Genomic DNA, 23,943 nt, shown 5'->3' on the forward strand with positions numbered 1-23,943 from the left:
AAGTGGTGAGTGCTCAGTTGGTAGAGCGCAACCTTGAAAAAGGTTGAGGTCACACCCTCGACGAAGATCGGGAACCTCGTGTGCCGCTCCAAATTAAAGTCTTCGCAAGAAGCGGTTTCGGTGTTGAATCGGGATGACAATGCGGCACTGGCTCAGTGCGGTTGGAGAGAGCAGCGCAACCTGCCTTGATAACCCTCAGAGTGGGGCGGCGATAAAAAATGCGGCACTAGCTCAGTTGGTAGAGCGCAACCTTGCCAAGGTTGAGGTCACGAGTTCGAACCTCGTGTGCCGCTCCAAATAGTTGACTTCAGGCTTGTCCCTGAAGTCGTGAGTGCTCAGTTGGTAGAGCGCAACCTTGAAAAAGGTTGAGGTCACACCCTCGACGAAGATCGGGAACCTCGTGTGCCGCTCCAAATATTCCACTTCAGGTTTGCCCCTGGAGGCGTGAGCGCTCAGTTGGTAGAGCGCAACCTTGAAAAGGGTTGAGGTCACACTCTCGATGAAGATCGGGAACCTCGTGTGCCGCTCCAAATTATGAAAAGGCCACCCGGAATGGGTGGCCTTTTTGCGTTTGGAAGTTAGGCTTGAAAGCCACTAAATCGTTGGTCACTGACTCAGTTTTACGCTATCGGAACCCATCATCATCGCTAGGGTGGGGCAGTTCACCGGGCCGCTTTCGAACGAGGCGCATAAGCTCGATGGAAACCAGAGCGGTACAAAGACAGAGCGTCATAGCGGTGGCTGAAGGAGAGGTTCCGGGTAGGGCAACCCAGAATATCGCTGCGGTAATTAAGATCAACAGTGGCACGCTGCACCTCCTTGGCGTAAGCGATTTGAGCGGGGCACTGCGCCATCCCCGGTATGCGGAATATCCATTCGATAGTAGAGTGTAGTCAGTCCTTTAGTTTCTGCTGTGGCAGGAGTTTCCGATGCGCGCCGACCTGCTTGCCCTACCGAGAACCCTCTACTCTGCCGGTTACATTCGAGCGGCGGAGCCGATCTTGGCTCACCGACTGGGGATCCCGCTTTATCGAGTGATGGAGGCCGCCGGTCAGGCGGCGTGGGAGCGGGTCAAGCAGCAGTGGCCGATAGCGACACGTGTCTCAGTCCTCTGTGGCGGTGGTAACAATGCGGGGGATGGGTATGTGGTGGCGCGCCTCGCCCATCAGGCTGGCTTGACGGTGAAACTCTACCAGCATCGTCCATTTGAACGACTTACGGGGGATGCGGACCGGGCTCAGCAGGCTTGGCTTGCGGCTGGGGGAGTCGTCGAGGATCTCGCCGCTAAGTGGGACGAGGCAGACCTCTGCATCGATGCTTTGGTGGGGAGTGGTCTCAAGGGGCCACTGCGGGCGCCGATGGCCGAGGTGGTGGCACGGGTTAACCGGTTGTCGATCCCGATCCTCTCCCTGGATATCCCCTCGGGTCTGAACGGTGAGACGGGCGCGGTAGAATCGGAGGCGGTCCGGGCGACCGCGACCCTGACCCTGGTCGGTGCCAAGCCCGGGCTGCTAACGGGCAGGGCACTGGAGCACATAGGTACGCTTTGGTTTGCGCCTCTGCAACTCGGAGATGAGATGGATAAGGTCGATATACAGGCCGAAGGTCCCCTGGCAGAGACGGTTGTCCTGCTCAAGCCCGACAGATTAAAACAGTGGCTGCCCACCCGAAGCCAAGCCAGCCACAAGGGCGACCACGGCCGTTTGCTGGTGATCGGTGGTAATGAAGGGATGGCCGGTGCGGCCAGGCTTGCGGGAGAAGCGGCGCTTCGCAGCGGCACCGGCTTGGTAGCGGTTAACTGTCACCGAGACTCGGTGGTGCCAGTCCAGTTCAGTCGGCCGGAGCTCATGGTGCGGGAGTGGGGAGCCCTGGCCAGCGCACAAAAGATCCCCTGGGCAGATGCCCTCGTGCTTGGCCCTGGACTGGGGCAGTGTCCTGCTGCCCTTGCCAGATTCCGGGAGGCGCTGTCCGTGCCCAGTCCGATGCTGCTGGACGCCGATGCTCTGAACTTGCTCGCGGCTTCACCAAAGAAAAGGACACAGCAAGACTGCAATTGGATCCTGACTCCCCATTCCGGCGAAGCGGCGCGATTATTGGGACAGAGCGTGGCCAAAGTGGAATCGGATCGTTTTGCCGCTATTCGGGCTTTGCAGCAGCGATATGGGGGAGTGGTGGTGCTCAAGGGGGCGGGCACTGTGATCTATGATGGCAAGGAGATGGCCCTGGCGGTGGTTGGCAATTCCGGCCTGGCAACGGGCGGCAGTGGCGATCTGCTTTCTGGTATAATCGGCGGCTTGCTGGCGCAGGGCCTCGCGCCGATGCAGGCTGCCTGCGCCGGCGTGATGATCCACGGTGAAGCGGCGGACAGTGCTCTGGCACCGGGGCCACGCGGAATGTTGCCGTCGGATCTGCTGCCGGAGATCCGACGCTGGGTGAATTTTGAGGTGATATGAATTCTTTGACGCTGACGCTTGCTGACGAGGGGGCGACACTGGCGCTGGGTCAGGCCCTGGCCCGCCACATAACCCCGCCTTTGATTGTGCATCTTCACGGCGATCTTGGAGCGGGAAAAACCACATTGACGCGAGGGCTCGTGCAGGCGCTGGGTCACCAGGGGGCGGTCAAGAGCCCGACCTACACCCTGGTTGAGCCCTATGAGCTGTCGGGAATGCAGGTCTATCACTTCGATCTGTATCGGCTTTCTGACCCGGAAGAGCTTGAGTTTATGGGCATTCGTGATTACTTTGCGAACAATACGTTGGCCCTTGTGGAGTGGCCAAGCAAGGGGCTGGGGATTCTGCCCGAGGCTGATCTGATGGTCGAGATGGCCTACCTGCCCACAGGACGCCAGGCGATTCTGAGCGGAATGACAGAGCGCGGTCTGGATGTGATAAAGGAGCTGGCACCCTAAACCATGATGAGTGTGCGCGTGTTTCGGATTTTGAGCCTCGCTCTGGGGCTTTTTGCCCCGCTGCTTTGGGCCAATCAGGTCGAGCGGGTTCGTATCAGCCACGAGCCGGAGCGAACCCGGGTGGTGTTTGATCTGTCGCAGCAGGCGCAATACGCCATCTCTCGGCTAACCAGCCCGGATCGAGTTGTCGTTGACTTCAGCGACACCGATTTAAAGGCGAATCTGAAAGGATTGGAGTCGCCGCTTCTTCGTCGAGTTCGTACCAGCTCGCCACGAGGGCCGAAGGATCTCCGCATTGTTCTGGATCTGGCGCAATCGGCCAGTCACAAGGCGTTTCGCCTGGGGCAAAGTGAACAGGCGGCCCATCGGCTGGTCATTGACCTGGTGCCCACCGGCCGCAATCCGGTGCAGGCCACCGCCGCAAGCCCGGGTCGTAAGGTCGTGGTGGCCATCGATGCGGGTCATGGTGGCAAAGATCCGGGCTCTATTGGACCCAGTGGCACCTATGAAAAGAACGTGGTGCTGCCAATCGCCCGAAAGCTTCAGGAACGGCTCGATGCGCACCCTGGATTCGAGGCGATGATGGTGCGCAGCGGCGACTACTTCGTCGGCCTCGACGATCGCAGTGACCGCGCCCGAAGGGCGAGGTCAGACCTGCTTGTGTCGATCCACGCCGACGCCTTTTCCAGTCCCCAGCCCCGGGGAGCCTCGGTCTGGGTGCTGTCATTGCGTCGAGCAAACTCCGAAATGGGTCGTTGGCTGGAGCGTGACGATCGCCTTTCGGAGCTGCGCGGGATCGGGGAGGTGATCTCCGAAACCAGCCAGGATGATCCTCACCTGCAGCGCACCTTCCTCGATCTGGCCCGGGAAAACTCGATGATGGAGAGCCAGAACCTGGCGACCAGTATGCTCGCGAAGCTGGGACGGATGACCCACCTGCACAAGTCTGCGCCACAATCTGCGTCCCTGGCGGTATTGAAATCGCCGGATTTCCCCTCCCTGCTGGTGGAGACCGGTTTTATCTCCAATCCCAAGGAGGAACAGTTGCTGCGCTCCAAGAGCCATCAGGAGAAGCTGGCGCAGGCGCTGAGTGAAGCGATCATCGAGCACTTCACCGCCGATCCGCCACGGGACTCGCTGCTGGCCCGCCAACGCCAAGTTCATAAGGTGAAAGCCGGCGAGTCACTGTCGCGAATTGCAGCCCTTTATCAAACCAGCGTTAAGGCGATCAAACAAACCAACAATCTGAAGTCCGATAATATCCACGTTGGCCAGAAGTTGGTTATCCCCAGGTTGTAGGAGGCAGTTTGCCGATTCAGATATTGCCGCCGCAGCTGGCGAACCAGATCGCTGCCGGCGAGGTCGTGGAGCGGCCCGCCTCGGTGCTCAAAGAGCTGGTTGAGAACTGTGTTGATGCCGGTGCCAGCAAGATAGATATCGAGATTGAGCGCGGCGGCAGCAAGTCCATCGTGGTTCGCGATAATGGCAGAGGGATCCCCCAGGCGGAGCTTGAGCTGGCCCTGGCCCGCCACGCGACCTCTAAGGTGACGACGCTGGAAGATCTTGAGGCGATCCTCAGCTTCGGGTTCCGTGGAGAAGCCCTGGCATCGATCAGCTCGGTGGCGAGGCTGACCCTGAGTTCTCGCCACATCGATGCGGACCAAGCGTGGCAGGCTTACGCCGAGGGGCGAGAGATGGCGGTGAAGGTCCAGCCTACCGCGCATCCGGTTGGGACAACGGTGGAAGTGGTGGATCTCTTCTTCAATACGCCGGCGCGGCGTCGCTTCCTGCGTGCTGACAAGACCGAATTCACCCATATTGAGGAGCAGCTGAGGCGGATCGCGCTGGCTCAGCCGGAGATCCATTTCAGTCTGCGCCATAACGGTAAGCTGGTGCGTCAATACCGCCCCGCGCGCAACGAGCGCCAACAGCACCAGCGCCTCGCTTCGATCTGTGGCAGTGCGTTTGCCGAGCGCGCCTTTGCCCTTCGCTGCAGTAATGACGACCTCGCACTCACCGGTTACCTGGCCCTGGATGACGATCGGGCCCGTGTCTCCGACGCTCAGTATTTCTATGTTAATGGCCGGGTGGTGCGGGATCGCTTGGTCAACCACGCCGTTCGCCAGGCCCTGGAGGAAGCGGGTTTGGATTGGGCGGCGGGATATGTCCTCTATCTGACGCTGGATCCCCACGAGGTGGACGTCAATGTTCACCCGGCCAAGCATGAGGTGCGTTTTCATCAGGCCCGGTACGTGCACGATTTCATCCTGACGGCGCTGCAACAGGCGCTGGCTCAGCACTTGACCCAACAGCCGGCCACCGAAACCCCGTCAACCCAGCCAGCATCCACTCGGGAATACCCGCGCGCTGAAATGCCTAGGGATGAATTGAAGGAACCCAGACCCTCGACAGGGTATGCGGATTCCGGAACCTCGTCGCCACAGCGCCACTCTGCCAGCTCGGGGCACTACGTGCCGCGCCCCCTGCAGCCACAGCATCCTCGACGCGAGGCGGTCGACGCCTATGGCGCACTGCTGTCAGGCCGAGTCGATCAGTCAACAAACACCTCTAAGGATACAGAGGAGGAGGGTTGGCGCTGGCTCTGCCAACTGGATCCGAACACCTTGCTGATGGGTTGTGATGGGGAGCTGCGGCTGTTGCCCAGCCACGCCTTGGTGCGCTGGCATCAACAGCAGGTGCTGTTGGCTCGATTACCGCAGGGACTGATTGGCCAGCCCCTGCTGCTGCCGGTGAGCGTGCCCGCCGACGTTAACTGGATCACGGTACTGGATCAGCAGGGGGAACTTCTGCGCCGGCTTGGGATCGAAGTGGTTCGCCAGGGAAAACGGCTGGTGGTCAGGACAGTACCTTCCGTGCTGAGGCAAGCGGATCTGGTCTCGGCCGTAAGTGAGCTGTTCCAGTGGCTTGCCCAGGACACCCCTGGACATGAGGCGTTGGCCAAGTGGCTGGCGCGGTGGAGCCCTAACGACGGAGACAGCCGGGGCCTCTGGCAACAGTTGGCCCCTGAGATGCGGGTTGGCCTGGTAGAAGAGTGGGGCAAAGCGATCCCATGGAAGCAGTTTTTGGAGTCGAAGCATGACTGATCCCCGTCCGCTGGCGATCTTCCTGATGGGCCCGACGGCCTCGGGTAAGACCGATCTTGCGATCGCCCTGCGTCAGCACCTCCCGGTTGACCTGATCAGCGTTGATTCCGCACTGATCTACAAAGGGATGGATATTGGTACCGCCAAGCCCAGCCAAGAGGAGCAAGCGGCCGCGCCCCACCGATTGATCGATATTCTGGATCCTGCACAAAGTTATTCCGCTGCGGACTTTGCCCGGGATGCGCTCAATGAGATGACCGCCATTCAGGAGTCGGGCCGTATCCCCCTGCTGGTGGGCGGAACCATGCTTTATTTCAAGGCGTTACTCGAAGGCTTATCCCCGCTTCCCAGCGCAGATCCTGAGGTTCGGCGCAAGATCGAACAGGAAGCGCGGGAGAAAGGCTGGCAGGCGTTGCATGACCAGTTGGCAAACCTAGATCCCGTTGCGGCTAAACGGATTCACCCCAATGATCCGCAGCGATTGTCGAGGGCACTGGAAGTCTATAAAATATCGGGTCAGACGCTGACCGAGCTGAGCCAGCAAAAAAGGCCTCCCTTACCCTTTAGAGCCGTTCAGTTCGCTATCGCCCCGACCGAGCGCTCGATACTGCATCAACGCATTGAGCACCGGTTCAAGTCGATGCTGGCCCAAGGCTTTGAGTCGGAAGTCCGGGCCCTCTATGAACGTGGCGATCTTCACCCTGACCTGCCCTCGATCCGCTGTGTGGGTTATCGACAGATGTGGTCTTACCTCAAAGGCGAGATTACCTATGACAACATGGTGGCACAGGGCATTGCTGCCACGCGCCAGTTGGCGAAACGTCAGTTGACCTGGCTGAGGGGCTGGGAAGGCGTGAATTGGCTCGATTCTCTTGATGATGATAATGTAAACAAAGTGTTGGTAAAGTTAGCCTTGTAATTGAGTCTAGGCTATAAGTAACAAGCACTTGGGTATGTGAATCCCCACTCATACTTCGTTGAAAGCTAAAATAAATTTATAAGGATTACATGATGGCTAAGGGGCAATCTTTACAAGACCCGTTTTTGAACGCACTGCGTCGTGAGCGCGTTCCCGTTTCTATTTATCTGGTCAATGGCATCAAATTGCAGGGGCAGATCGAATCATTTGACCAATTTGTCATTTTGTTAAAAAACACCGTCAGTCAGATGGTGTACAAGCACGCCATCTCCACCGTTGTTCCGGGCCGTCCCTTTAACATGGGCCAAAGCCAGGGCCATGCCGGTGGTCATCAAAATCAGTACAGCAATCAGGATCACGGTGATAACAGCGCCTGATCGTCATTTAGGAGTAAGTCTGCTTGTTTGAGCGGTATGAAGCAGGCGAGCGCGCGGTCCTAGTTCACATCGATTTTTCTCACGAAGGTGAACGGGAAGATCTGGAAGAGTTACGACTGCTGGTCAGCTCGGCCGGAGTGACGTCCTGTGGAGAGATCACAGGGCGTCGTGCCAACCCCCATCCAAAATATTTTTGTGGTACAGGTAAAGCGGAGGAGATTGCGGCGCTGGTAAATGCCGAAGAAGCGCAGGTGATCATCTTCAATCATGCCCTGAGTCCGGCTCAGGAGCGCAACCTGGAACACCTCTGTCAGTGTCGCGTACTCGATCGTACCGGTCTGATCCTCGATATTTTTGCCCAACGCGCCCGCACCCATGAGGGAAAATTGCAGGTCGAGCTCGCGCAGCTGCGCTATCTTTCGACCCGCCTTATCCGTGGCTGGACTCACCTGGAACGTCAGAAAGGCGGTATTGGCCTGCGTGGCCCCGGGGAAACCCAGTTGGAAACCGACCGCCGCCTGTTGCGCGAGCGGATAAAAACCATCCTGAAGCGTCTGGAAAAGGTGGCTAAGCAGCGTGAACAGGGCCGCCGTGCCCGACAGCGTCGCGAAGTTCCGACGGTCTCCCTAGTCGGCTACACCAACGCCGGCAAGTCAACACTGTTTAACCGCATCACGGACTCCGGTGTTTATGCCGCCGATCAGCTGTTCGCCACCCTGGACCCGACCCTGAGAAGGATCGAGATCGACGAAGTGGGGCCAGCTATCCTTGCGGATACCGTTGGTTTCATCCGTCACCTGCCTCACGATCTGGTAGCGGCGTTCAAAGGGACCCTGACCGAGACCCGGGAAGCGGATCTGCTGCTGCACGTGGTGGACTGTGCGGACGAGCGGATCGGGGAAAATATCGGTTCCGTTCAGGAAGTGCTGACAGAGATCGGTGCCGAGGAGATCCCCTCTTTATTGGTATACAACAAGATCGATCTGCTGGATGACGCCGTACCTCGAATTGATCGGGATGAAGAGGGCAAGCCGGCGCGGGTCTGGTTGAGTGCTCAAGGCGATGAGGGGATCGAGCTGCTCTTTCAGGCACTCACCGAGCGCCTCGGCACCACCATTGTCGAGCTGACCCTGGCGTTGCCACCGAGCGAGGGGCGTTGGTTATCACGTTTCTATGAGCTTAACGCCATATCGGCAACAGAGTATGACGAACAGGGGCGGAGTTGCTTACAGCTGCGCCTACAGGAGAGAGACTGGCAGCGGTTACTGAAGGCGTCCGAGGGGCGTCTCGCTGACTTTATCCTCAAGTAATTGGCTGATAAATTAGCTAGAGTTAGAAAATCCAAACGACCATAAATCAATGGAGCAGTGTTAATGGCCTGGAATGAGCCTGGAAATCAAGGCAAAGACCCCTGGGGTAACCGGGGAGGGAAAGATCAGGGGCCACCGGATCTGGATGAAGTGTTTCGTAAGTTTTCATCCAAGTTCGGCGGTGGCGGTAGCGGCAACCTCAACAAGATGGGGCTGATGCTGGTACTGGTCGGCGGGCTGATCGTCTGGGGCCTGTCCGGCTTATACAAAATTGAGGAAGCGGAGCGCGGCGTCGTGCTTCAGTTCGGCAAGTACCATGATCTGGTGGGACCCGGTCTGAAGTGGAAGCCCACCTTTGTCCACACGATCTATCCGGTGAACATCCAACGCATCAATAAAATCAATGCCTCCGGAACCATGCTGACCCAGGATGAGAACGTGGTCACGGTACAGATGGAGGTGCAGTATCGTATCGTTGACCCTCGTAAGTATCTGTTTTCAGTTACCAACCCCGAGCAGTCTCTGAGCGAAGCCCTCGACAGCGCGCTGCGCTACGTGATTGGTCACACCACCATGGATAACATTCTGACCGTAGGCCGGGAGAAGGTTCGTCGCGATACCTGGGACGAGCTTCAGGGGATCATTGAGCCCTACGACATGGGGATGCAGCTGGTTGACGTGGCGTTCAAAGAAGCCCGTCCGCCGGAAGAGGTGAAGCCCGCCTTTGATGACGCCATTGCGGCGCAGGAGGACGAGGAGCGATATGTTCAGGAAGCGACCGCCTACAGTCGCCAGGTTGAGCCCCAAGCACGAGGCCGCGCGGAGCGTATGTTGCGCGAGGCAACCGCGTATAAAGAGCGTGTTGTGCTGGAGGCCCGAGGTGAAGTGGCTCGCTTTACCCAGCTGCTGCCGCAATACGAGGCGGCACCTGTTGTGACCCGCGAGCGCCTCTACCTGGAGACAATGGAACAGGTCTACAGCAGCACCTCTAAGGTGATGGTGGACAACCAGGAGGGGGGCTCCATGTTCTATCTGCCTTTGGATAAAATCATTCAGAGCCAGCAGCCTGAATCGGCACCCAATGCCTCTTCAAACCGTCAACCCGAACGGGTCATCCGCACCGAGCCGAGCTCAGATCGTAGCGGCGGCCGTACTACCACTCGTCAGGGGAGAAACTGATCCATGATCCAACGATTACTGATCCCCGTTCTGCTGCTTGCCGTGCTGGGCTTTACCTCCATTTTCGTGGTTGACGAGGGCGAACGTGCCATCGTTAAGCGCTTCGGGGTGATTGCACAGAATGATGACGGCAGCTACCGGGTTTACGAGCCGGGCTTAAACTTCAAGCTACCGCTGCTCGACGATGTGACCAAGATGAATGCCCGTATTCTGACTCTGGATGCCCCAGCCGACCGCTTCGTCACCTCGGAGCAGAAGGATTTGATGGTGGACAGCTTCGTTAAGTGGCGCATCGTTGATTTCGGACGCTTCTACCTGGCGACACAGGGCAACCAGTTGGTGGCCGAGTCGCTGCTTCAGGCGAAGATCAATAACGGCCTGCGCAGTGAGTTCGGTACCCGGACCATTGCGGAGATCGTTTCCGGAAGCCGTGACGAGCTCCAACGGGAAGCCCTGATCCAGACCCGTAGCGATGCGAAAGAGCTGGGTATTGAAGTGGTGGATGTGCGTGTGAAGCAGATCAACTTGCCTCGTGAGGTGAGTGCCTTCATTTACGATCGTATGCGCGCCCAGCGTGAAGCGGTTGCCCGGGCACACCGCTCCGAAGGTCAGGAGAAGGCCGAGGTGATCCGTGCCGGCGCCGATGCCCGCGCAACGGTGATTGTGGCGGAAGCCGAGCGCCAGTCCCGCACCCTCAAGGGTCAGGGTGACGGTGACGCGGCCAAGATCTACGCAGAAGCTTACAATCAGAATCCGGAATTCTACAGCCTGCTGCGCAGCCTGGATGCCTACCGTGCGTCCTTCAACAGCAAGCAGGATGTACTGGTGGTGTCGCCGGACTCGGAGTTCTTCCAGTACATGAAAAACAAGAACCTGCCTTAAGGGGTAAGGAATGTTTGTAAAGCCCGGCCCTTGGTCGGGCTTTTTGTTGCCTGAGAAGGAGATAGGATGAGTTGTTGGATCTGGGGACTGGCGGTGGTCCTGTTGCTGGAGGGGGTTGGCCCGCTGCTGTTTCCCGAGCAGTGGCGCCGCATGGTGCTGAACCTCTCTGCACTCGAGGCGCCCGTACTACGCCGTGTCGGGGGAGCCTTGGTCACGGCAGCGTTGGTGCTGTTTTATATTTTTTCCCCTTAGCCGGTGTTTTGAGCAATTTGGATCTGCTAAAATCCCGCTTTAACCACAAACCGCGACGAAAACATGGGTAAAAATGTAGTAGTGCTGGGCACCCAATGGGGTGACGAAGGCAAAGGTAAAGTTGTTGACCTTCTCACCGACCAAGCCCACTACGTGGTGCGCTATCAAGGCGGCCACAACGCCGGTCACACTCTGGTGATCGATGGCGAGAAAACCGTTCTTCACCTGATCCCATCAGGCATCTTGCGTGACAATGTTACCTGCTTCATCGGTAACGGTGTTGTACTCTCCCCGGAAGCGCTGAAAAAAGAACTGCTCATGCTCAAGGAGCGTGGCGTCCCGGTCGAAGAGCGTCTGAAGATCTCCGAGGCCTGCCCGCTGATCCTGCCTTTCCACGTTGCTGTGGATCAGGCTCGCGAGCGTGCCCGTGGCAACGACGCCATTGGTACGACCGGGCGAGGTATTGGTCCGGCCTACGAAGACAAGGTTGCTCGTCGTGGTTTGCGCGTGGGTGATTTGATGGATGCGGAACGCTTTGCCACCAAGCTCAAAGAGGTGCTGGCGTACCACAACTTCATGCTGACCCATTACTTCAAAGCGGATGCGGTCGACTACGACAGCGTTCTGGCCGAGTCTCTGGAACTGGCCGAGATGCTGCGTCCGATGATCGTCGACGTAACGGATCTGCTGGACAAGGCGCGTAAGGCTGGTAAGCCGATCATGTTCGAAGGGGCCCAAGGCACCCTGCTGGATATTGATCACGGCACCTACCCCTTCGTGACCTCCTCCAACACCACCGCCGGTGGCGTCTCCACCGGCTCCGGTTTTGGCCCCAGCCACATCGATTACGTTCTCGGGATCGTCAAGGCCTACACCACCCGTGTTGGCGGTGGTCCCTTCCCGACAGAACTGGATGATGAGATTGGCCAGCACCTGGGTGTGAAAGGCCACGAGTTCGGTGCGACCACCGGTCGTAAGCGTCGTACTGGTTGGTTCGACGCCGTTGCGATGCGTCGTGCGGTTCAGATTAACGGTATTACCGGTTTCTGCCTGACCAAGCTTGACGTCCTGGATGGTTTGAAAGAGCTGAAGATCTGTACCGGTTACCAGATGCCGGACGGTTCGGTTCGTGATGTACCGCCAATGGACGCCGAAGGCTACGAAGCGGCGACCCCGATCTACGAGTCCATGCCGGGCTGGGATGACAACACCTTTGGTGTTACCGAGCACGACCAACTGCCCAAGGCGGCCTTGGATTACATCGCCCGCATCGAAGAGCTGCTGGAGGTGCCGGTCGACATCATCTCTACCGGCCCTGACCGCAATGAGACCATGATCCTGCGTCATCCGTTTGCCTAAGGCAGCGTTGAGGTAAGAGTACGGGGCCTTCGGGCCCCGTTTGGTTTATGGTGCCTGGGGTGTTGAGGTTAAACGCGTATTGCGGCCAGCGCTTTGCCGCTGCATACTGCGACTCTAACTTGCCGACGAATAAACCCTTTTAGATTCCAGTCATGCTGTCGCAAGGCGAGACTGTTGAGAACCGTTGGTTGGTGCGAAGTGGTACCTGCGTCCGTGACGAGCCGATTGATACGATGAGATTGATACCCGTTAGTGCCAAGGTGCATAACGAGGAGCGGTATAACTCACCGGCGCTTGCCGGCCTACTGATAGAAAGGCGCCCGTCGCAAACCGTGACCAAGGGTGCAGCAAGACGAAGCGCAACTGACCTCGCGGTTGCCATTGAGCCTTCGGAAACAGTGCCATAGCCGTGCCATAGGGCGCCAAGCCAAGTTTCCGTTATACTTTCCAACGATTTCTAATCCTTTGGTATACCCATGAGTCAGGATCCCCATTTTCAGCGGGAGGCGGAAAAATACGCCAACCCGATCCCCAGTCGTGAATTTTTGAGCGACTACGCCCGAAGCCAGAAAGCCCCGGTTTCCAGAGAAGAGTTTGCCGAGCAATTCCAACTCGAGGGCGATCAGTTTATCGCCCTGTGCCGTCGCCTTCGTGCCATGGAGCGGGATGGTCAGCTGGTTTATACCCGTAATGGCCGCTATGGCTTGCCGGAGCGGATGAACCTTTTGAACGGCATTGTCCTCGGCCACCGCGATGGCTTTGGCTTCTTTCGCCCCGATGATGGCAGTGATGATCTCTACCTGAGCGAGCGCTCCATGTTCTCCGTTCTGCACGGTGATCGCGTACTGGCACAGGTGGATGGTCAGGATCGCCGAGGGCGCAAAGAGGGCCGTATCGTACGGATCATCGAGCCGCGGACCGAAGGGATCGTTGGCCGTTACTTCAACGAAGAGGGCATTGGTTATGTCGTTCCTGATGATAACCGCCTCTCGCAGGATTTCCTGATCCCGGAAGATGGCCGCCACGGCGCTCGGAGCGGACAGGTCGTAGTGGTTCAGCTGGTGAAGCGACCGGCACACCATACCCACGGTATCGGCCGCATCGTGGAGGTGCTGGGCAACGAGATGGCACCGGGCATGGAGATCGAGATTGCTCTGCGCAGCCATGATCTCCCGCACGTTTTCGGTGAGGAGCTCAAAGCGGAAGCGGCCGCGATCCCCGATGAAGTTCAGGAGCATGATAAAGCGGGGCGGCGGGATCTGCGGAAGCTGCCGCTGGTCACCATCGATGGCGAAGACGCCCGGGACTTTGATGATGCCGTGTATGCCAAGGCCAAGAAGGGCGGAGGCTGGCGACTCTATGTGGCGATCGCCGATGTGAGCCATTACGTCCGTCCGGGAATGGCACTGGACAGCGAAGCCCGTGCGAGGGGGAACTCGGTCTATTTCCCGGCGCAGGTGATCCCCATGCTGCCGGAGAAACTCTCCAACGGTCTTTGCTCCCTCAACCCTCACGTTGACCGCCTCTGCATGGTCTGCGAGATGACGGTATCCGCAGCGGGTAAGCTGTCCGGCTATGAGTTCTACCCCGCGGTGATGCACTCCCATGCCCGTTTGACCTACACCAAGGTGGCGGCGATGCTCGACGGCGATGAGGCTCTGCGCAACGAATACGCCGAGGTGTTACCGGATCTGGAGGAGCTGTTTCAGCTCTACAACGCCCTGGATCATGCTCGGGAGCAGCGTGGCGCGCTGGTGCTGGATACCGAGGAAACCCAGTTTATCTTCAATGATCAGCGTCGAATCGATCGCATCGTGCCGCGGGAGCGTAATGTGGCCCACAAGATGATCGAGGAATGCATGATCCTGGCCAATGTGGCCGCAGGAAAGTTCGTCAAGAAGCATAAGGGTGAAGTGCTGTACCGGATCCATGAGGGTCCGAGCGAGCAGAAGCTGACCACGCTGAGAGACTTCCTCGGCCAGCAGGGACTCTCCCTGGGAGGTGGCCTTGAGCCCACGCCGGAGGATGTGGCCAAGCTGCTGGAGCAAAGCCGGGACCGCGCCGATGCGGAGCTTATCCAGACCATGGTCCTGCGCTCAATGAAGCAGGCGGTTTACAGCCCGGACAACCAGGGGCACTTCGGCTTGGCGCTGGAGAGCTATGCCCACTTTACCTCGCCGATTCGCCGCTACCCCGACCTTATCCTGCACCGGGTGATCCGCTACCTGCTGGCCAAGCAGGCGCAACCGGAGCTGCCGTTGCAGAAGTTGCTCGACGACGGGGGCTTCGGCTATGAAGAGGCGCCTTTGGCAGAGTTGGGGGAGCACTGCTCCCTGACGGAGCGACGTGCGGATGAAGCGACCCGGGATGTGGCTGACTGGCTCAAATGTGAATATATGCTGGATCATGTCGGTGACGAGTTCCCGGCCGTGATCAGCGGCGTCACCAGTTTCGGTATGTTCGTTCGCCTCAAGGATCTCCATATCGACGGCCTGGTGCATATCTCCACCCTGGCTAACGACTACTACCACTTCGATCCGGTTCGGGCTTCTCTCATTGGTGAAGCCTCCGGCAGGCGCTACCGTCTGGGCGACCCCGTCACCGTTAAGGTTATGGCGGTGAAGCTGGAGGAGCGCCAGATCGATCTGGGCCTTATCGACTCGGGCAGCGATGGCAGCAAGCCAGCGAACAAAGGCAGCGCCAAGCGGTCCGGCAAGAAGCGGACCCGGAGTGATAAACCTAAGGGTGAGAAAGGCTCTGGAAGGGGCGGTCAAAGCGGCCGTCGTGGACAGAATGAGGCTGGTCGTGGCGATAAGAAGCGCAGCAGAAGTCGGAAAAAGAGTTAAATGAAGCACGAAATGGTGTTTGGCCTCCACGCGGTGGAGGCGCTGTTAAACCGGGCGCCTGAAAGGATCAAGGAGCTTTGGCTGCTCAAGGGACGTGAGGATGAGCGTCTTCAAGGAGTGGCCGATTTGGCTGCCGGGTTCGGGGTACGTCCCCAACTCTGTGCCCGTAAAGTATTGGATGAGAAAGCCGGCTCGAGTCAACATCAGGGGGTCGTGGTCCGCTGTGTGGCCGAGCCGACCAAGGGCGAGCATGAACTGGATGCTCTGCTTGATGGACTGGAGACCCCTTTCCTGCTGGTACTGGACGGGGTTACCGATCCCCATAACCTGGGGGCCTGCTTGCGTAGCGCCGATGCCGCCGGTGTCCATGGGGTCATCGTGCCCAAAGATCGCTCCGTTGGCATGACCGGGGTCGTCCGTAAGGTGGCGGTCGGAGCGGCGGAGAGTGTGCCGCTGTTTCAGGTGACGAACCTGGCGCGCACTCTGCGCCACCTGCAGGAGCGTGGTGTCTGGTTGGTCGGTGCCGCCGGTGAGGCTACCCATACCCTATACGACAGCAAACTGGTGGGTCCCGTGGCGATTACTATGGGCGCCGAGGGCAAAGGATTACGACGACTGACCCGTGAAGTCTGCGATGAACTGATCGCCATTCCTATGGCTGGTGCGGTTTCCAGCTTGAATGTGTCAGTGGCAACCGGGATCTGTTTATTCGAAGCGGTCCGGCAGCGGCGCGGCTGAACGCTCGTCGCCTATCTTATTGAAATATTGATGACTCAAGTCCCCCGTTTGGGGGACTTTTTCGTTTTAGCAGCATCCAGCTTTCTGCGTAGCGGGCGCTTCGACCAATAGTGTGCAGTGAGTCCCGACCCTGCACCGCTTGTCAGCGGATGGTATAGAGCAGGTTGACGGTGGAGATCACGTCATTGTGTTTGGTGCCCTCTGGCACTTGATCCGTGTACTTGATGTCCATGCCGATCTTCAGGGCCAGATCGGCCCAAAGTTGGTTCCGGTAGCTCAGGTTCAGGTTGGCGATGGTGTTGCTCTGACCGTATTCGACGTTGGCATCGGCGTTGAAGCTGGTGTACTCCATCAGGCGGTGCTCAAACTTGCTGGCCAGACGCAGAATCGCTTCCTCATCTTTTCGGTTTTGCTCCGGTGTTGCGCTGTTACTCAGATTGGCTTGGTTGTAACGAAAACCGGCACCCACTTCGAGGCTAAGTTTGGTGTTCTTGATATCCAGCGGGGTAAAACCGTAACCGGACGAGAGGGTGTGCTGCTTCTCGAAGGCCCCGAAGCGGTCCCAGAGCAGATCGGCTCGGCCAAACAGATAACGGGTCCCCTGCAACTTGTAATCGACCTGGTACTGGATCTGGTACTGCTCGGCGCTCGTCTCCTTGTTATCGGAGGCAAAGTAGCCCCTGAGCACCAGCTCCTGCCGGGCATTTTCAATGTCGTAGACCAGTTTGCCGCGGGTGTTGAAGTTGGAGGAGTTGGTGTTGCCACTGTTGTATTGCATTCCCAGTTCCAGCTCGGCCAGATACTTGGTTGTGGGTTCCTTGTAGTCCGGTGGAACCAGAGCCAGAGCCGCGCCGGGAAAGAGCAAAATTGGAATAGAAAGCAGGCGCATAGTGTCCAGATCGGCAAGTGTTGAGGAGCTTGGATTGTTAGGCAGCCAGTGTACCGAGAGTGAGAGGCCGGTCACAACCCCACAAGGAGTTATCGAACACGTTGTGTTCAGCGGGATTAGCCGCTAAAATGCGCCGGCTAATCGGCCAAAACCCTTCTTGTTCCTTGTCTCATAGGCCCGGCCGAGCCATTTGAGGCTACAAAACCGTAAGGAGCGATCATGCGTCATTACGAAATCGTCTTCATGGTTCACCCTGATCAGAGTGAACAGGTTCCTGGCATGGTTGAGCGCTACAGCGCCATCCTGGAGAAAGACGGCGGTAAAATCCACCGTCTGGAAGATTGGGGCCGCCGTCAACTGGCTTACCCGATCGAGAAGCTGCACAAAGCACACTACGTTCTGGTAAACGCCGAAGCTAACGCCGACGCTGTTGCCGAGCTGGAAACTGCTTTCCGCTTCAACGACGCCGTTATCCGCAACATGGTAATCCGTACCAAGAAAGCGGTAACCGAAGCTTCTCCGATGGCCAAGGCCAAAGAAGAGCGTCGCGAGCGTGAAGAGCGCCGCGAGCGTCACGACGCTAAGCCTGCTCCGCAAGCCAGCGCTGAGTAATCGGATTTCGTGATCACTAATCGCCTTGAGTTGGCCGGACAAGTGAGTCGGGCCGCCAAGACGGTCACCGGGATCAACGGCATACCCCACAGCTATTTCCTGATGGAACATCGTTCCATCCAGAAAGAAGCGGGCCTTAACCGGTCGGTGTATTGCAAGATCCAGGTGGTCCTCAGTGGCGAAGGATCACAGTCCTTACTGAGATATCTCGAGCCGGGAAGCAGTATCAAGGTAGGCGGGTTTCTCGCCTGGCAACAGGGCCGAAATGGCCAGAGCCGCCTGGTATTGCATGCCGACACGATAGAACCGATTTAGGAGACTGCCCCATGGCACGTTATTTTCGTCGTCGCAAGTTCTGCCGTTTCACCGCTGAAGGTGTAACTGAGATCGACTACAAAGACATCGCTACTCTGAAGAACTACGTTACTGAGAGTGGCAAAATCGTACCGAGCCGTATCACTGGCACCAGCGCAAAGTACCAGCGTCAGCTGGCCCGCGCCATTAAGCGTGCTCGTTACCTGGCTCTGCTGCCGTACACCGACCTGCAAGGCTAAGCCTGCAGATTCAACTTACTTAAGTAGAGGTAAAGGTAATGGAAGTAATTCTGCTGGATAAGATCGCCAAGCTGGGCGGTCTGGGCGATAAAGTAACCGTCAAAGCCGGTTACGCTCGTAACTTCCTGCTGCCGCAAGGCAAAGCAGTTGTAGCTAATGCTGCCAACCTGGAAGTATTTGAAGCTCGTCGTGCCGAGCTGGAGAAGGACCTGGCTGACGCTCTGGCGGCTGCCCAGGCGCGTGCTGAGAAGATCGAAGCTCTGGAAGGCGTTACCATCGCTTCCAAAGCTGGCGATGAAGGCAAGCTGTTCGGCTCCATCGGTACTCGCGACATCGCCGACGCCCTGACTGCAGCTGGCGTTGAAGTGGTGAAATCCGAAGTTCGTCTGCCGGAAGGTGCCCTGCGCAACACCGGTGAATACGAAATCGCGATCCAACCGCACAGCGACGTTATGGCGACTGCGAAAATCGTCGTGGTTGCTGCCGAGTAATCCTGGATTACTTGAGCTTGAAAAAACACCGCCAACCGGCGGTGTTTTTTTATGCCCATTTACCGGCTCAGGACTGCCAGCTGAGATCTTGGGCGCGCTTCTCAACCGCCTTGATGACGTCGAACAGGCCGCTGGTGTTGGCCTTGTTGGCCAGCCAGGTTGGGATTTTGCCACCGGGATTGGTGTAAACCCAATAGACTGCCCGGGTGCGTCCATCTTCCATCGGGTATAGCGCCCAACTGCCATCGCATATCACCAGCCTCACCACCCCTTCCTTGGGCTCAGGTCCAAATTGGTTCATCTGGGTCCAGTAGCGATAATGCTCACCGCTCTCGGGGTCCACCTCATTGACGATCAGTAGGGTGTAATCCCGCTTGCTGACCAACGGCGGGTCCACCCTGTGATATACATAGGCGCTGTTTTCGTCATGCTCATGCATCACCTCGATGGCATCGATATAGGGCATGAACTCGGGATAACGCTCGATCTCAGTCACGGTCCGCCAGACCTGGTCGATGGGGGCATCCACGACCGCTTCCAGCTTGACCTCCTTGATGGGCGTACCGGGCACGTTGCGTGTCCAGACGCTGTTCTCCCCCTTTCGGGAAGCCTGGGACCAGTCGCCTCCAGGTGCGGGTTCAATACGTGCGGGTTTGGCCGGCAGTTGGAGCTCTGCTCCGGTGTGCTCATTAGCGCGACTCTGGCCCCAGGCGGCGGCAGAGCAAAGCAGAGCGATGCAAAGCAGTGAATGGCGTGCGATTACCAAAATAGGATCCCCCCCCAGACGATGGCGACCAGAACCAAGGCAACGGACACGGCAGCCGAGCCGATATCTTTGGCCCGACCCGAAAGTTCGTGGTGTTCGGGGCCGATGCGGTCCACCACCGCTTCGATGGCGGAGTTGAGCAGCTCCACGATCAGGACCAGGAAGACGGTGCTGATCATCAGCAGTCGTTCGAGCACACTGACTGGAAGCGCGAAGGAGGCGAGGATCAAGGCGACGGCGAGGAAAACTTCCTGTCGAAAGGCCTCTTCGTGTCGGTACGCAGCCTTGAGACCCTGTATCGAATAGATCCCCGCCTGGAAGAAGCGCAGCAGACCTCGATTCTTGTTGACCGGTTGATTCATAAAAGATTATTAGGGCTCATTCGGCAAAACAGGTCTTTGAATGATACGTCAACTGGCGCCCCTTTGCGGTCGTGCTTTGTGCCTATTTGAGCAGGCTCACCCTCCACCTCCCCAACGCTTGGTGAGTTGAATTATCTGGCCTGGCATAAGTTACCACCATAAAACACTGGTTTACCGGTGATCTCTGTCGATGGCTGTTGTACGGTATTGACCGATAAACCACGGAAAATTAGGTAGTAGGAGAGCCGAGATGAAAATCGTGATTGCACCAGATTCCTTCAAGGAAAGTCTGACTGCGCTCGAGGTGTGCGAAGCGATAGAGCAAGGTTTCAAGGCGGTCTGGCCCGATGCCGAATACCGCCAACTGCCTATGGCCGATGGCGGCGAGGGGACAGTGCAGTCGCTGGTTGATGCCTCGCAGGGAGAGATCCATCGGTGCGCTGTCCGCGGTCCACTCGGGGAACCGGTTTCGGCGTTCTGGGGGATGATGGGGGATGGAGAGACCGCGGTGATCGAGATGGCCGCGGCCTCCGGCCTGCATCTGGTGCCGCCGGCAGCGCGTGACCCCCTGATCACCAGCTCCTATGGCACAGGTGAGCTGATCAAGGCTGCGCTGGATCACGGAGCGCGTCGGCTCATTATCGGCATCGGCGGGAGCGCCACCAACGATGGTGGTGCCGGCATGGCTCAGGCCCTCGGGATTGCCCTTTTGGACAGGGACGGCCAGGCGCTGCAGCCCGGGGGCGGAGCCCTGGCGGAGCTGGCCCGGATCGACCTGTCCGGACGGGATCCCCGCCTCGCGGACTTGCAGATCGAGGTTGCGTGCGATGTGGATAATCCCCTGTGTGGCCCTCGGGGCGCCTCAGCGGTGTTTGGCCCGCAAAAGGGGGCAACGGAGACGATGGTGGCTCAGCTTGATGCCAACCTGAAACACTATGGCACCCTGATGGAGCGTCAGCTCAATCGGGAAGTGGTTGAGGTCCCTGGGGCGGGGGCTGCCGGTGGTATGGGAGCGGCGTTGCTGGGGCTTCTTGGGGCAAGCTTGAGGCCAGGCATTGAGATTGTCATGGATGCCGCCGGGCTGGCGGATGCGGTGGTGGGGGCAGACCTGGTGATCACCGGAGAGGGCCGTATCGATAGCCAGACCGTTTATGGCAAAACTCCCCACGGTGTGGCGAGAATGGCTCAGCAAGCCGGCTGTCCGGTTATCGCCATTGCCGGCTCAGTATCGGACGATCACGCTGTGGTGCACGAGCATGGGATCGACGCGGTATTCTCCGTGGTACCGGGTGCTTGTGCCTTGCCGGAGGCGATCAAGGAAGCGGGAAGAAATGTGACTGTGACGGCGCGCAATGTAGCGCAACTCCTCTCCCTGGGGCACGGATTACGCCCCTGACGGGCGTGTGACCAGTCAATCCAGACTGATGGGGAAACTGGGTTGGCTGGTTCTCACGGCGTGGCACTCCAGCGTCCAGAGCTGTTCGCTGTGGGCGATGGCGAAACGATAGAGATCACTCTCTGCGGGTAACGCAGTGATCTGTACCGAGGGAGAACGATTGTGGTTCTCTGCCAATGTGGCCAAACAGATATCCAGTTCGTACTCGGGGAAGGTCCTATTTGGGTAGGCACGGAAGCGAATGCTGTTTTCTGCCAACCACCACTCACCTTCGGAGATCCCGTGTTCGGAAACTATGGTTGCATTTCTAAGCATGTTTGCTGGGAGCTCTATGAAGGAATCGCCCCTAGCATATCGAAATTGGGGCCAAGCACAAGGGCAAAGGCATCGGCTTCTGAAGGCCGATCACACCCTGAGTTGCGGCAAAAAGTGCCTAAAACCGCCATCTTCTGACGACTTTTCCTGCAACCTACGGATTTTATTAAAATCACGCTAGATCAGCGCTAAATACCCTCGGCCTCAATGCGGTCCACAATCGGCTTCCCCAGAGGCGCCTTTTCCAAGGTAATGGCAACCTCAACCGCTCCTACGGGTGTCCGGCGTGTCAATGCGCGGTAATCGGTTTTCTCCTCCGTGCCGGGCTTCCACTCCCGGTATCCATTGTCGGTGAACCACGGCCGCTGCGCACCTGTCCAGACGCTTTATGAGCCACCGAGAAACAGAAAAGGACGGGAGGTTGCATGATTGCTCGAACATTACAGGCCAGATGGGCCCTGCACAGGATTGTGAATGTATAGAGGGTGAGCCGGAGGCATTTACCCTGACCCTGGACGGTTTGGAAGCCGGAGAGTCCAGGGGGGTTCACTGGCACCGGCTGGCCTAATTGCAGCTAGCCAAAGGCTGACCAATCCTGAGATGAGAGACTTAGACAAAAACGGCTTGGTATGCTTGACCTTCCTGTAACGGGAAGCTTTATGCTCCACCGCATGCAATTAATTCTCCCACATCGTCGCTCATCCCATCACTGGCCGCTGCTGGTGATGACGCTGATGCTTGTGTTGTTCGCGGGATGGCCGACACATGCCAGTTCGGGCGGTTTGGAGCCATGCCCGATGATGGCCAACCATGCCGGAACCATACACGAGTGCCAGCATGATATGAGCGATGGATACGACTGCCAAATGACCCACAGCTGTCTTGCCTTATTGCAAGCACCGGTGATGGCAGTCGAGGCGCAATTTGTTGGCGCACTTGGCACACTGACCATTGGCCATCAACGGCTGCGCCCTGAGGCTCTGTATCGCCCTCCCAAACAATAAGAGTGTTCACCAAGGGCTCAAGGGCCTCTGTAAGGCATTCTTTTTATTTTGGAGTTTATGATGAAAAAATTTTTCGCCACCCTTGCTTTGTCTACCGCATTGATCGGCCTGCCGGCCTTCGCTGCCAACTTGATTATTCCGAAGTCCGTCTCTGTTCATAGCGTCAACGGCGAGCGGCTCGGTGGTCAGGTCCGGCAACTAGAGCTGGAAGCGGGCACTCAGGTGCTCGAGGTACGCTACCAGGAGGGGTTTCGCTCTCAGGGCGATGAATTCGAGGTGTTCCGCTCCCAGCCGGTCTACTTAACCTTTGACATTAACGCAGACCAGCAACTTCAGTTGAGCCACAAGGACGTTAAAAACTACCTACAAGCTAAGGACTTCGCTCAAGCGCCTTCTTTTGTCTTGCTCGAGAATGGAGAGCAGCAAGCGCTGGAACAGGTTAACCATGACCAGATGATGTACCAGTTCGCACTGGGTCAGCACTAAAGCCGGCTTGCCTACGCAGCCAAAGATAAGGAACGAGAACGATGAAGAAAATTGTGATCCCAGGCCTGTTTGCCGCTCTGATAACGCCTGTCGCTTTTGCCAGCAACTGCCACGGCAGTAGTGATGGCTCGGCAGTGCACGGCGATCATCATGGAATGCACGCACGCCACCATCAAGCTGGCAGCCCCGTGGGGCGGCCCGGCGATGCCAATTCGGCGACACGCACCATCGAAGTTCATGCTTATGACTCTATGCAGTTTAAATTCTCAGAGCCGCTGAACTTTGTGGATGGGGAAGTGGTGACTTTTGTTGTCACCAACCATGGGCAGATCGCTCATGAACTGTCGATCGGCAATCATGCGGAACATGAAAAACACCGAGAAATGATGCTTCGGATGGCTGGCATGGACCATGACCATGACGATGGACAGACCCTGACTGTGGCACCCGGGCAAACCGGTCGCCTCACATGGCAGTTTCAGTCTGGCGACGACCTTCTCTTCGCCTGTAACATTCCCGGGCATTTCGAAGCTGGAATGCATCAGGCGGGACAGATCGCCAAGAACGGACGCCATCACTGACCACTTTACAGGCAGTTAAGAAAATTGAGCGGCCCCAATTGGGGTCGCTCTCACAAATTTTACAACTCGTGTTGAGTTCGTATCGCTGGGTGATGCATTCTTGGCCGAAACCTTTTTTGGATATAGCCACATGCGAAGCTTCAGTTACATCTTGCTGATTTTCGCCTTGCTGATGCAGGGAGCGGTTGCTCGTACCCTGCCGATGGCTATGTCCAATGAAATGCTGCCGCAACAACATACCGTAGCCCCTCCGTGCCACGAAACCGCCGAAGCCGAGGGTGCCGAAGCTATTGGTATCTCGGCCCATGCCTGTTGTGCCGATGCTGGCGTTGAGACCATGGCGGCCCAATGCCATGCAGATGGTGAAGCCGATGCCTGTTTGGACGACTGTTCTCAGTGTCAGGCGCACTGTGCCTCCTTCGCCGGATTGGCCTCGACCCCTTTCTTCGCTTCCTCATATTCGAGCGGACCTGTGCTGTCCAATGCGAGCGCACTGAGCACCCGCTTCTGGGGTGTTCTGACCCCACCTCCGAGCGCATAAGCCTTTCCTGTTCGCCTTGATCCACCTTGAGCCTGGATCTTGGTATGTTCACGGAAGATCAGTGTGGGG

Annotated in this window: 26 protein-coding genes and 1 tRNA gene; 23 read left to right on the forward strand and 4 right to left on the reverse strand. The window is 57.8% G+C overall.

What is annotated here, in order from left to right; translation table 11 throughout:
- Positions 1–220: 220 nt before the first annotated feature.
- The 14 genes from ABD997_RS06715 (at position 221) to rlmB (ending at position 15,877) form a co-directional block, all read left to right on the forward strand.
- Positions 221–296, forward strand: a tRNA-Gly gene (locus tag ABD997_RS06715).
- A gap of 633 nt (positions 297–929) precedes the next feature.
- Complete coding sequence (locus ABD997_RS06720) at positions 930–2,453, forward strand: NAD(P)H-hydrate dehydratase (RefSeq protein ID WP_345316247.1); 1,524 nt, start codon at positions 930–932, stop codon at positions 2,451–2,453.
- Entirely contained in the window at positions 2,450–2,911 is a 462-nt protein-coding gene (tsaE, locus tag ABD997_RS06725) for a tRNA (adenosine(37)-N6)-threonylcarbamoyltransferase complex ATPase subunit type 1 TsaE (protein WP_345316248.1), read from the forward strand. The genes ABD997_RS06720 and tsaE overlap by 4 nt, the downstream gene beginning before the upstream one ends.
- An 18-nt stretch (positions 2,912–2,929) precedes the next feature.
- Positions 2,930–4,210 (forward strand): N-acetylmuramoyl-L-alanine amidase, encoded by a 1,281-nt coding sequence (locus ABD997_RS06730; RefSeq protein WP_345316249.1) that lies wholly within the window; start codon positions 2,930–2,932, stop codon positions 4,208–4,210.
- An 8-nt stretch (positions 4,211–4,218) separates the two neighbouring features.
- On the forward strand, positions 4,219–6,015 hold the full coding sequence (gene mutL / locus ABD997_RS06735; protein ID WP_345316250.1) for a DNA mismatch repair endonuclease MutL: 1,797 nt from the start codon (positions 4,219–4,221) through the stop codon (positions 6,013–6,015).
- On the forward strand, positions 6,008–6,934 hold the full coding sequence (miaA, locus tag ABD997_RS06740) for a tRNA (adenosine(37)-N6)-dimethylallyltransferase MiaA (RefSeq protein WP_345316251.1): 927 nt from the start codon (positions 6,008–6,010) through the stop codon (positions 6,932–6,934). The genes mutL and miaA overlap by 8 nt, the downstream gene beginning before the upstream one ends.
- Before the next feature lie 92 nt (positions 6,935–7,026).
- Complete coding sequence (gene hfq, locus ABD997_RS06745) at positions 7,027–7,311, forward strand: RNA chaperone Hfq (RefSeq protein WP_345316252.1); 285 nt, start codon at positions 7,027–7,029, stop codon at positions 7,309–7,311.
- A gap of 23 nt (positions 7,312–7,334) precedes the next feature.
- Complete coding sequence (hflX, locus tag ABD997_RS06750; protein ID WP_345316253.1) at positions 7,335–8,621, forward strand: ribosome rescue GTPase HflX; 1,287 nt, start codon at positions 7,335–7,337, stop codon at positions 8,619–8,621.
- A gap of 63 nt (positions 8,622–8,684) precedes the next feature.
- A complete protein-coding gene (gene hflK, locus ABD997_RS06755) occupies positions 8,685–9,800 on the forward strand; it encodes an FtsH protease activity modulator HflK (RefSeq protein WP_345316254.1) in 1,116 nt (371 codons plus the stop codon).
- 3 nt (positions 9,801–9,803) lie between these two features.
- Positions 9,804–10,682 carry a protease modulator HflC gene (hflC, locus tag ABD997_RS06760; RefSeq protein ID WP_345316255.1) on the forward strand — a complete coding sequence of 293 codons (879 nt, stop codon included), beginning with the start codon at positions 9,804–9,806 and terminating at the stop codon, positions 10,680–10,682.
- Between the two features lie 66 nt (positions 10,683–10,748).
- Positions 10,749–10,934, forward strand: coding sequence for a DUF2065 domain-containing protein (locus tag ABD997_RS06765; RefSeq protein WP_345316256.1), 186 nt, complete (start codon positions 10,749–10,751; stop codon positions 10,932–10,934).
- A gap of 63 nt (positions 10,935–10,997) precedes the next feature.
- Positions 10,998–12,293 (forward strand): adenylosuccinate synthase, encoded by a 1,296-nt coding sequence (locus ABD997_RS06770; protein WP_345316257.1) that lies wholly within the window; start codon positions 10,998–11,000, stop codon positions 12,291–12,293.
- 476 nt (positions 12,294–12,769) lie between these two features.
- On the forward strand, positions 12,770–15,139 hold the full coding sequence (gene rnr / locus ABD997_RS06775) for a ribonuclease R (RefSeq protein ID WP_345316258.1): 2,370 nt from the start codon (positions 12,770–12,772) through the stop codon (positions 15,137–15,139).
- Positions 15,140–15,877 carry a 23S rRNA (guanosine(2251)-2'-O)-methyltransferase RlmB gene (rlmB, locus tag ABD997_RS06780; RefSeq protein ID WP_345316259.1) on the forward strand — a complete coding sequence of 246 codons (738 nt, stop codon included), beginning with the start codon at positions 15,140–15,142 and terminating at the stop codon, positions 15,875–15,877.
- Positions 15,878–16,019: 142 nt separating this feature from the next.
- Here rlmB and ABD997_RS06785 read toward each other — a convergent pair whose 3' ends face one another.
- The gene (locus ABD997_RS06785; protein ID WP_345316260.1) at positions 16,020–16,766 is read right to left on the reverse strand and encodes a DUF481 domain-containing protein; all 747 of its coding nucleotides are present in this window, start codon (positions 16,764–16,766) and stop codon (positions 16,020–16,022) included.
- Between the two features lie 219 nt (positions 16,767–16,985).
- On the opposite strand from ABD997_RS06785, the gene rpsF reads away from it, so the two are divergent.
- Genes rpsF through rplI form a run of 4 tightly spaced genes read left to right on the forward strand, consistent with a single transcriptional unit; the run spans position 16,986 to position 18,423 of the window.
- The gene (rpsF, locus tag ABD997_RS06790; protein WP_345316261.1) at positions 16,986–17,378 is read left to right on the forward strand and encodes a 30S ribosomal protein S6; all 393 of its coding nucleotides are present in this window, start codon (positions 16,986–16,988) and stop codon (positions 17,376–17,378) included.
- Positions 17,379–17,387: 9 nt separating this feature from the next.
- Positions 17,388–17,693: a primosomal replication protein N gene (gene priB, locus ABD997_RS06795; RefSeq protein WP_345316262.1), complete on the forward strand. Its 306-nt coding sequence runs from the start codon at positions 17,388–17,390 to the stop codon at positions 17,691–17,693.
- A gap of 11 nt (positions 17,694–17,704) precedes the next feature.
- Positions 17,705–17,932, forward strand: coding sequence for a 30S ribosomal protein S18 (gene rpsR / locus ABD997_RS06800; protein ID WP_013344048.1), 228 nt, complete (start codon positions 17,705–17,707; stop codon positions 17,930–17,932).
- A gap of 38 nt (positions 17,933–17,970) precedes the next feature.
- Positions 17,971–18,423: a 50S ribosomal protein L9 gene (rplI, locus tag ABD997_RS06805; protein WP_345316263.1), complete on the forward strand. Its 453-nt coding sequence runs from the start codon at positions 17,971–17,973 to the stop codon at positions 18,421–18,423.
- Positions 18,424–18,490: 67 nt separating this feature from the next.
- On the opposite strand, the gene ABD997_RS06810 is transcribed toward rplI, so the two are convergent.
- Together ABD997_RS06810 and ABD997_RS06815 are read right to left on the reverse strand one after the other, a co-directional pair.
- Positions 18,491–19,189: an START domain-containing protein gene (locus tag ABD997_RS06810; RefSeq protein ID WP_345316264.1), complete on the reverse strand. Its 699-nt coding sequence runs from the start codon at positions 19,187–19,189 to the stop codon at positions 18,491–18,493.
- Complete coding sequence (locus ABD997_RS06815; RefSeq protein WP_345316265.1) at positions 19,183–19,551, reverse strand: diacylglycerol kinase; 369 nt, start codon at positions 19,549–19,551, stop codon at positions 19,183–19,185. The genes ABD997_RS06810 and ABD997_RS06815 overlap by 7 nt, the downstream gene beginning before the upstream one ends.
- A 250-nt stretch (positions 19,552–19,801) precedes the next feature.
- On the opposite strand from ABD997_RS06815, the gene ABD997_RS06820 reads away from it, so the two are divergent.
- On the forward strand, positions 19,802–20,947 hold the full coding sequence (locus ABD997_RS06820) for a glycerate kinase (protein ID WP_345316266.1): 1,146 nt from the start codon (positions 19,802–19,804) through the stop codon (positions 20,945–20,947).
- A gap of 15 nt (positions 20,948–20,962) precedes the next feature.
- On the opposite strand, the gene ABD997_RS06825 is transcribed toward ABD997_RS06820, so the two are convergent.
- A complete protein-coding gene (locus tag ABD997_RS06825; RefSeq protein ID WP_345316267.1) occupies positions 20,963–21,262 on the reverse strand; it encodes a hypothetical protein in 300 nt (99 codons plus the stop codon).
- Between the two features lie 659 nt (positions 21,263–21,921).
- Between ABD997_RS06825 and ABD997_RS06830 the strand changes: the two genes are divergently transcribed.
- The 4 genes from ABD997_RS06830 (at position 21,922) to ABD997_RS06845 (ending at position 23,874) form a co-directional block, all read left to right on the forward strand.
- Positions 21,922–22,266, forward strand: a complete 345-nt coding sequence (locus tag ABD997_RS06830; protein WP_345316268.1) for a hypothetical protein — start codon at positions 21,922–21,924, stop codon at positions 22,264–22,266.
- A 60-nt stretch (positions 22,267–22,326) separates the two neighbouring features.
- Positions 22,327–22,752: a DUF2057 family protein gene (locus ABD997_RS06835; protein ID WP_345316269.1), complete on the forward strand. Its 426-nt coding sequence runs from the start codon at positions 22,327–22,329 to the stop codon at positions 22,750–22,752.
- A gap of 41 nt (positions 22,753–22,793) precedes the next feature.
- Positions 22,794–23,333: a cupredoxin domain-containing protein gene (locus ABD997_RS06840; RefSeq protein WP_345316270.1), complete on the forward strand. Its 540-nt coding sequence runs from the start codon at positions 22,794–22,796 to the stop codon at positions 23,331–23,333.
- A 100-nt stretch (positions 23,334–23,433) separates the two neighbouring features.
- On the forward strand, positions 23,434–23,874 hold the full coding sequence (locus ABD997_RS06845; RefSeq protein WP_345316271.1) for a hypothetical protein: 441 nt from the start codon (positions 23,434–23,436) through the stop codon (positions 23,872–23,874).
- Positions 23,875–23,943 lie beyond the last annotated feature (69 nt).

The organism is Ferrimonas gelatinilytica, assembly GCF_039544205.1.
Lineage (GTDB): Bacteria > Pseudomonadota > Gammaproteobacteria > Enterobacterales > Shewanellaceae > Ferrimonas > Ferrimonas gelatinilytica.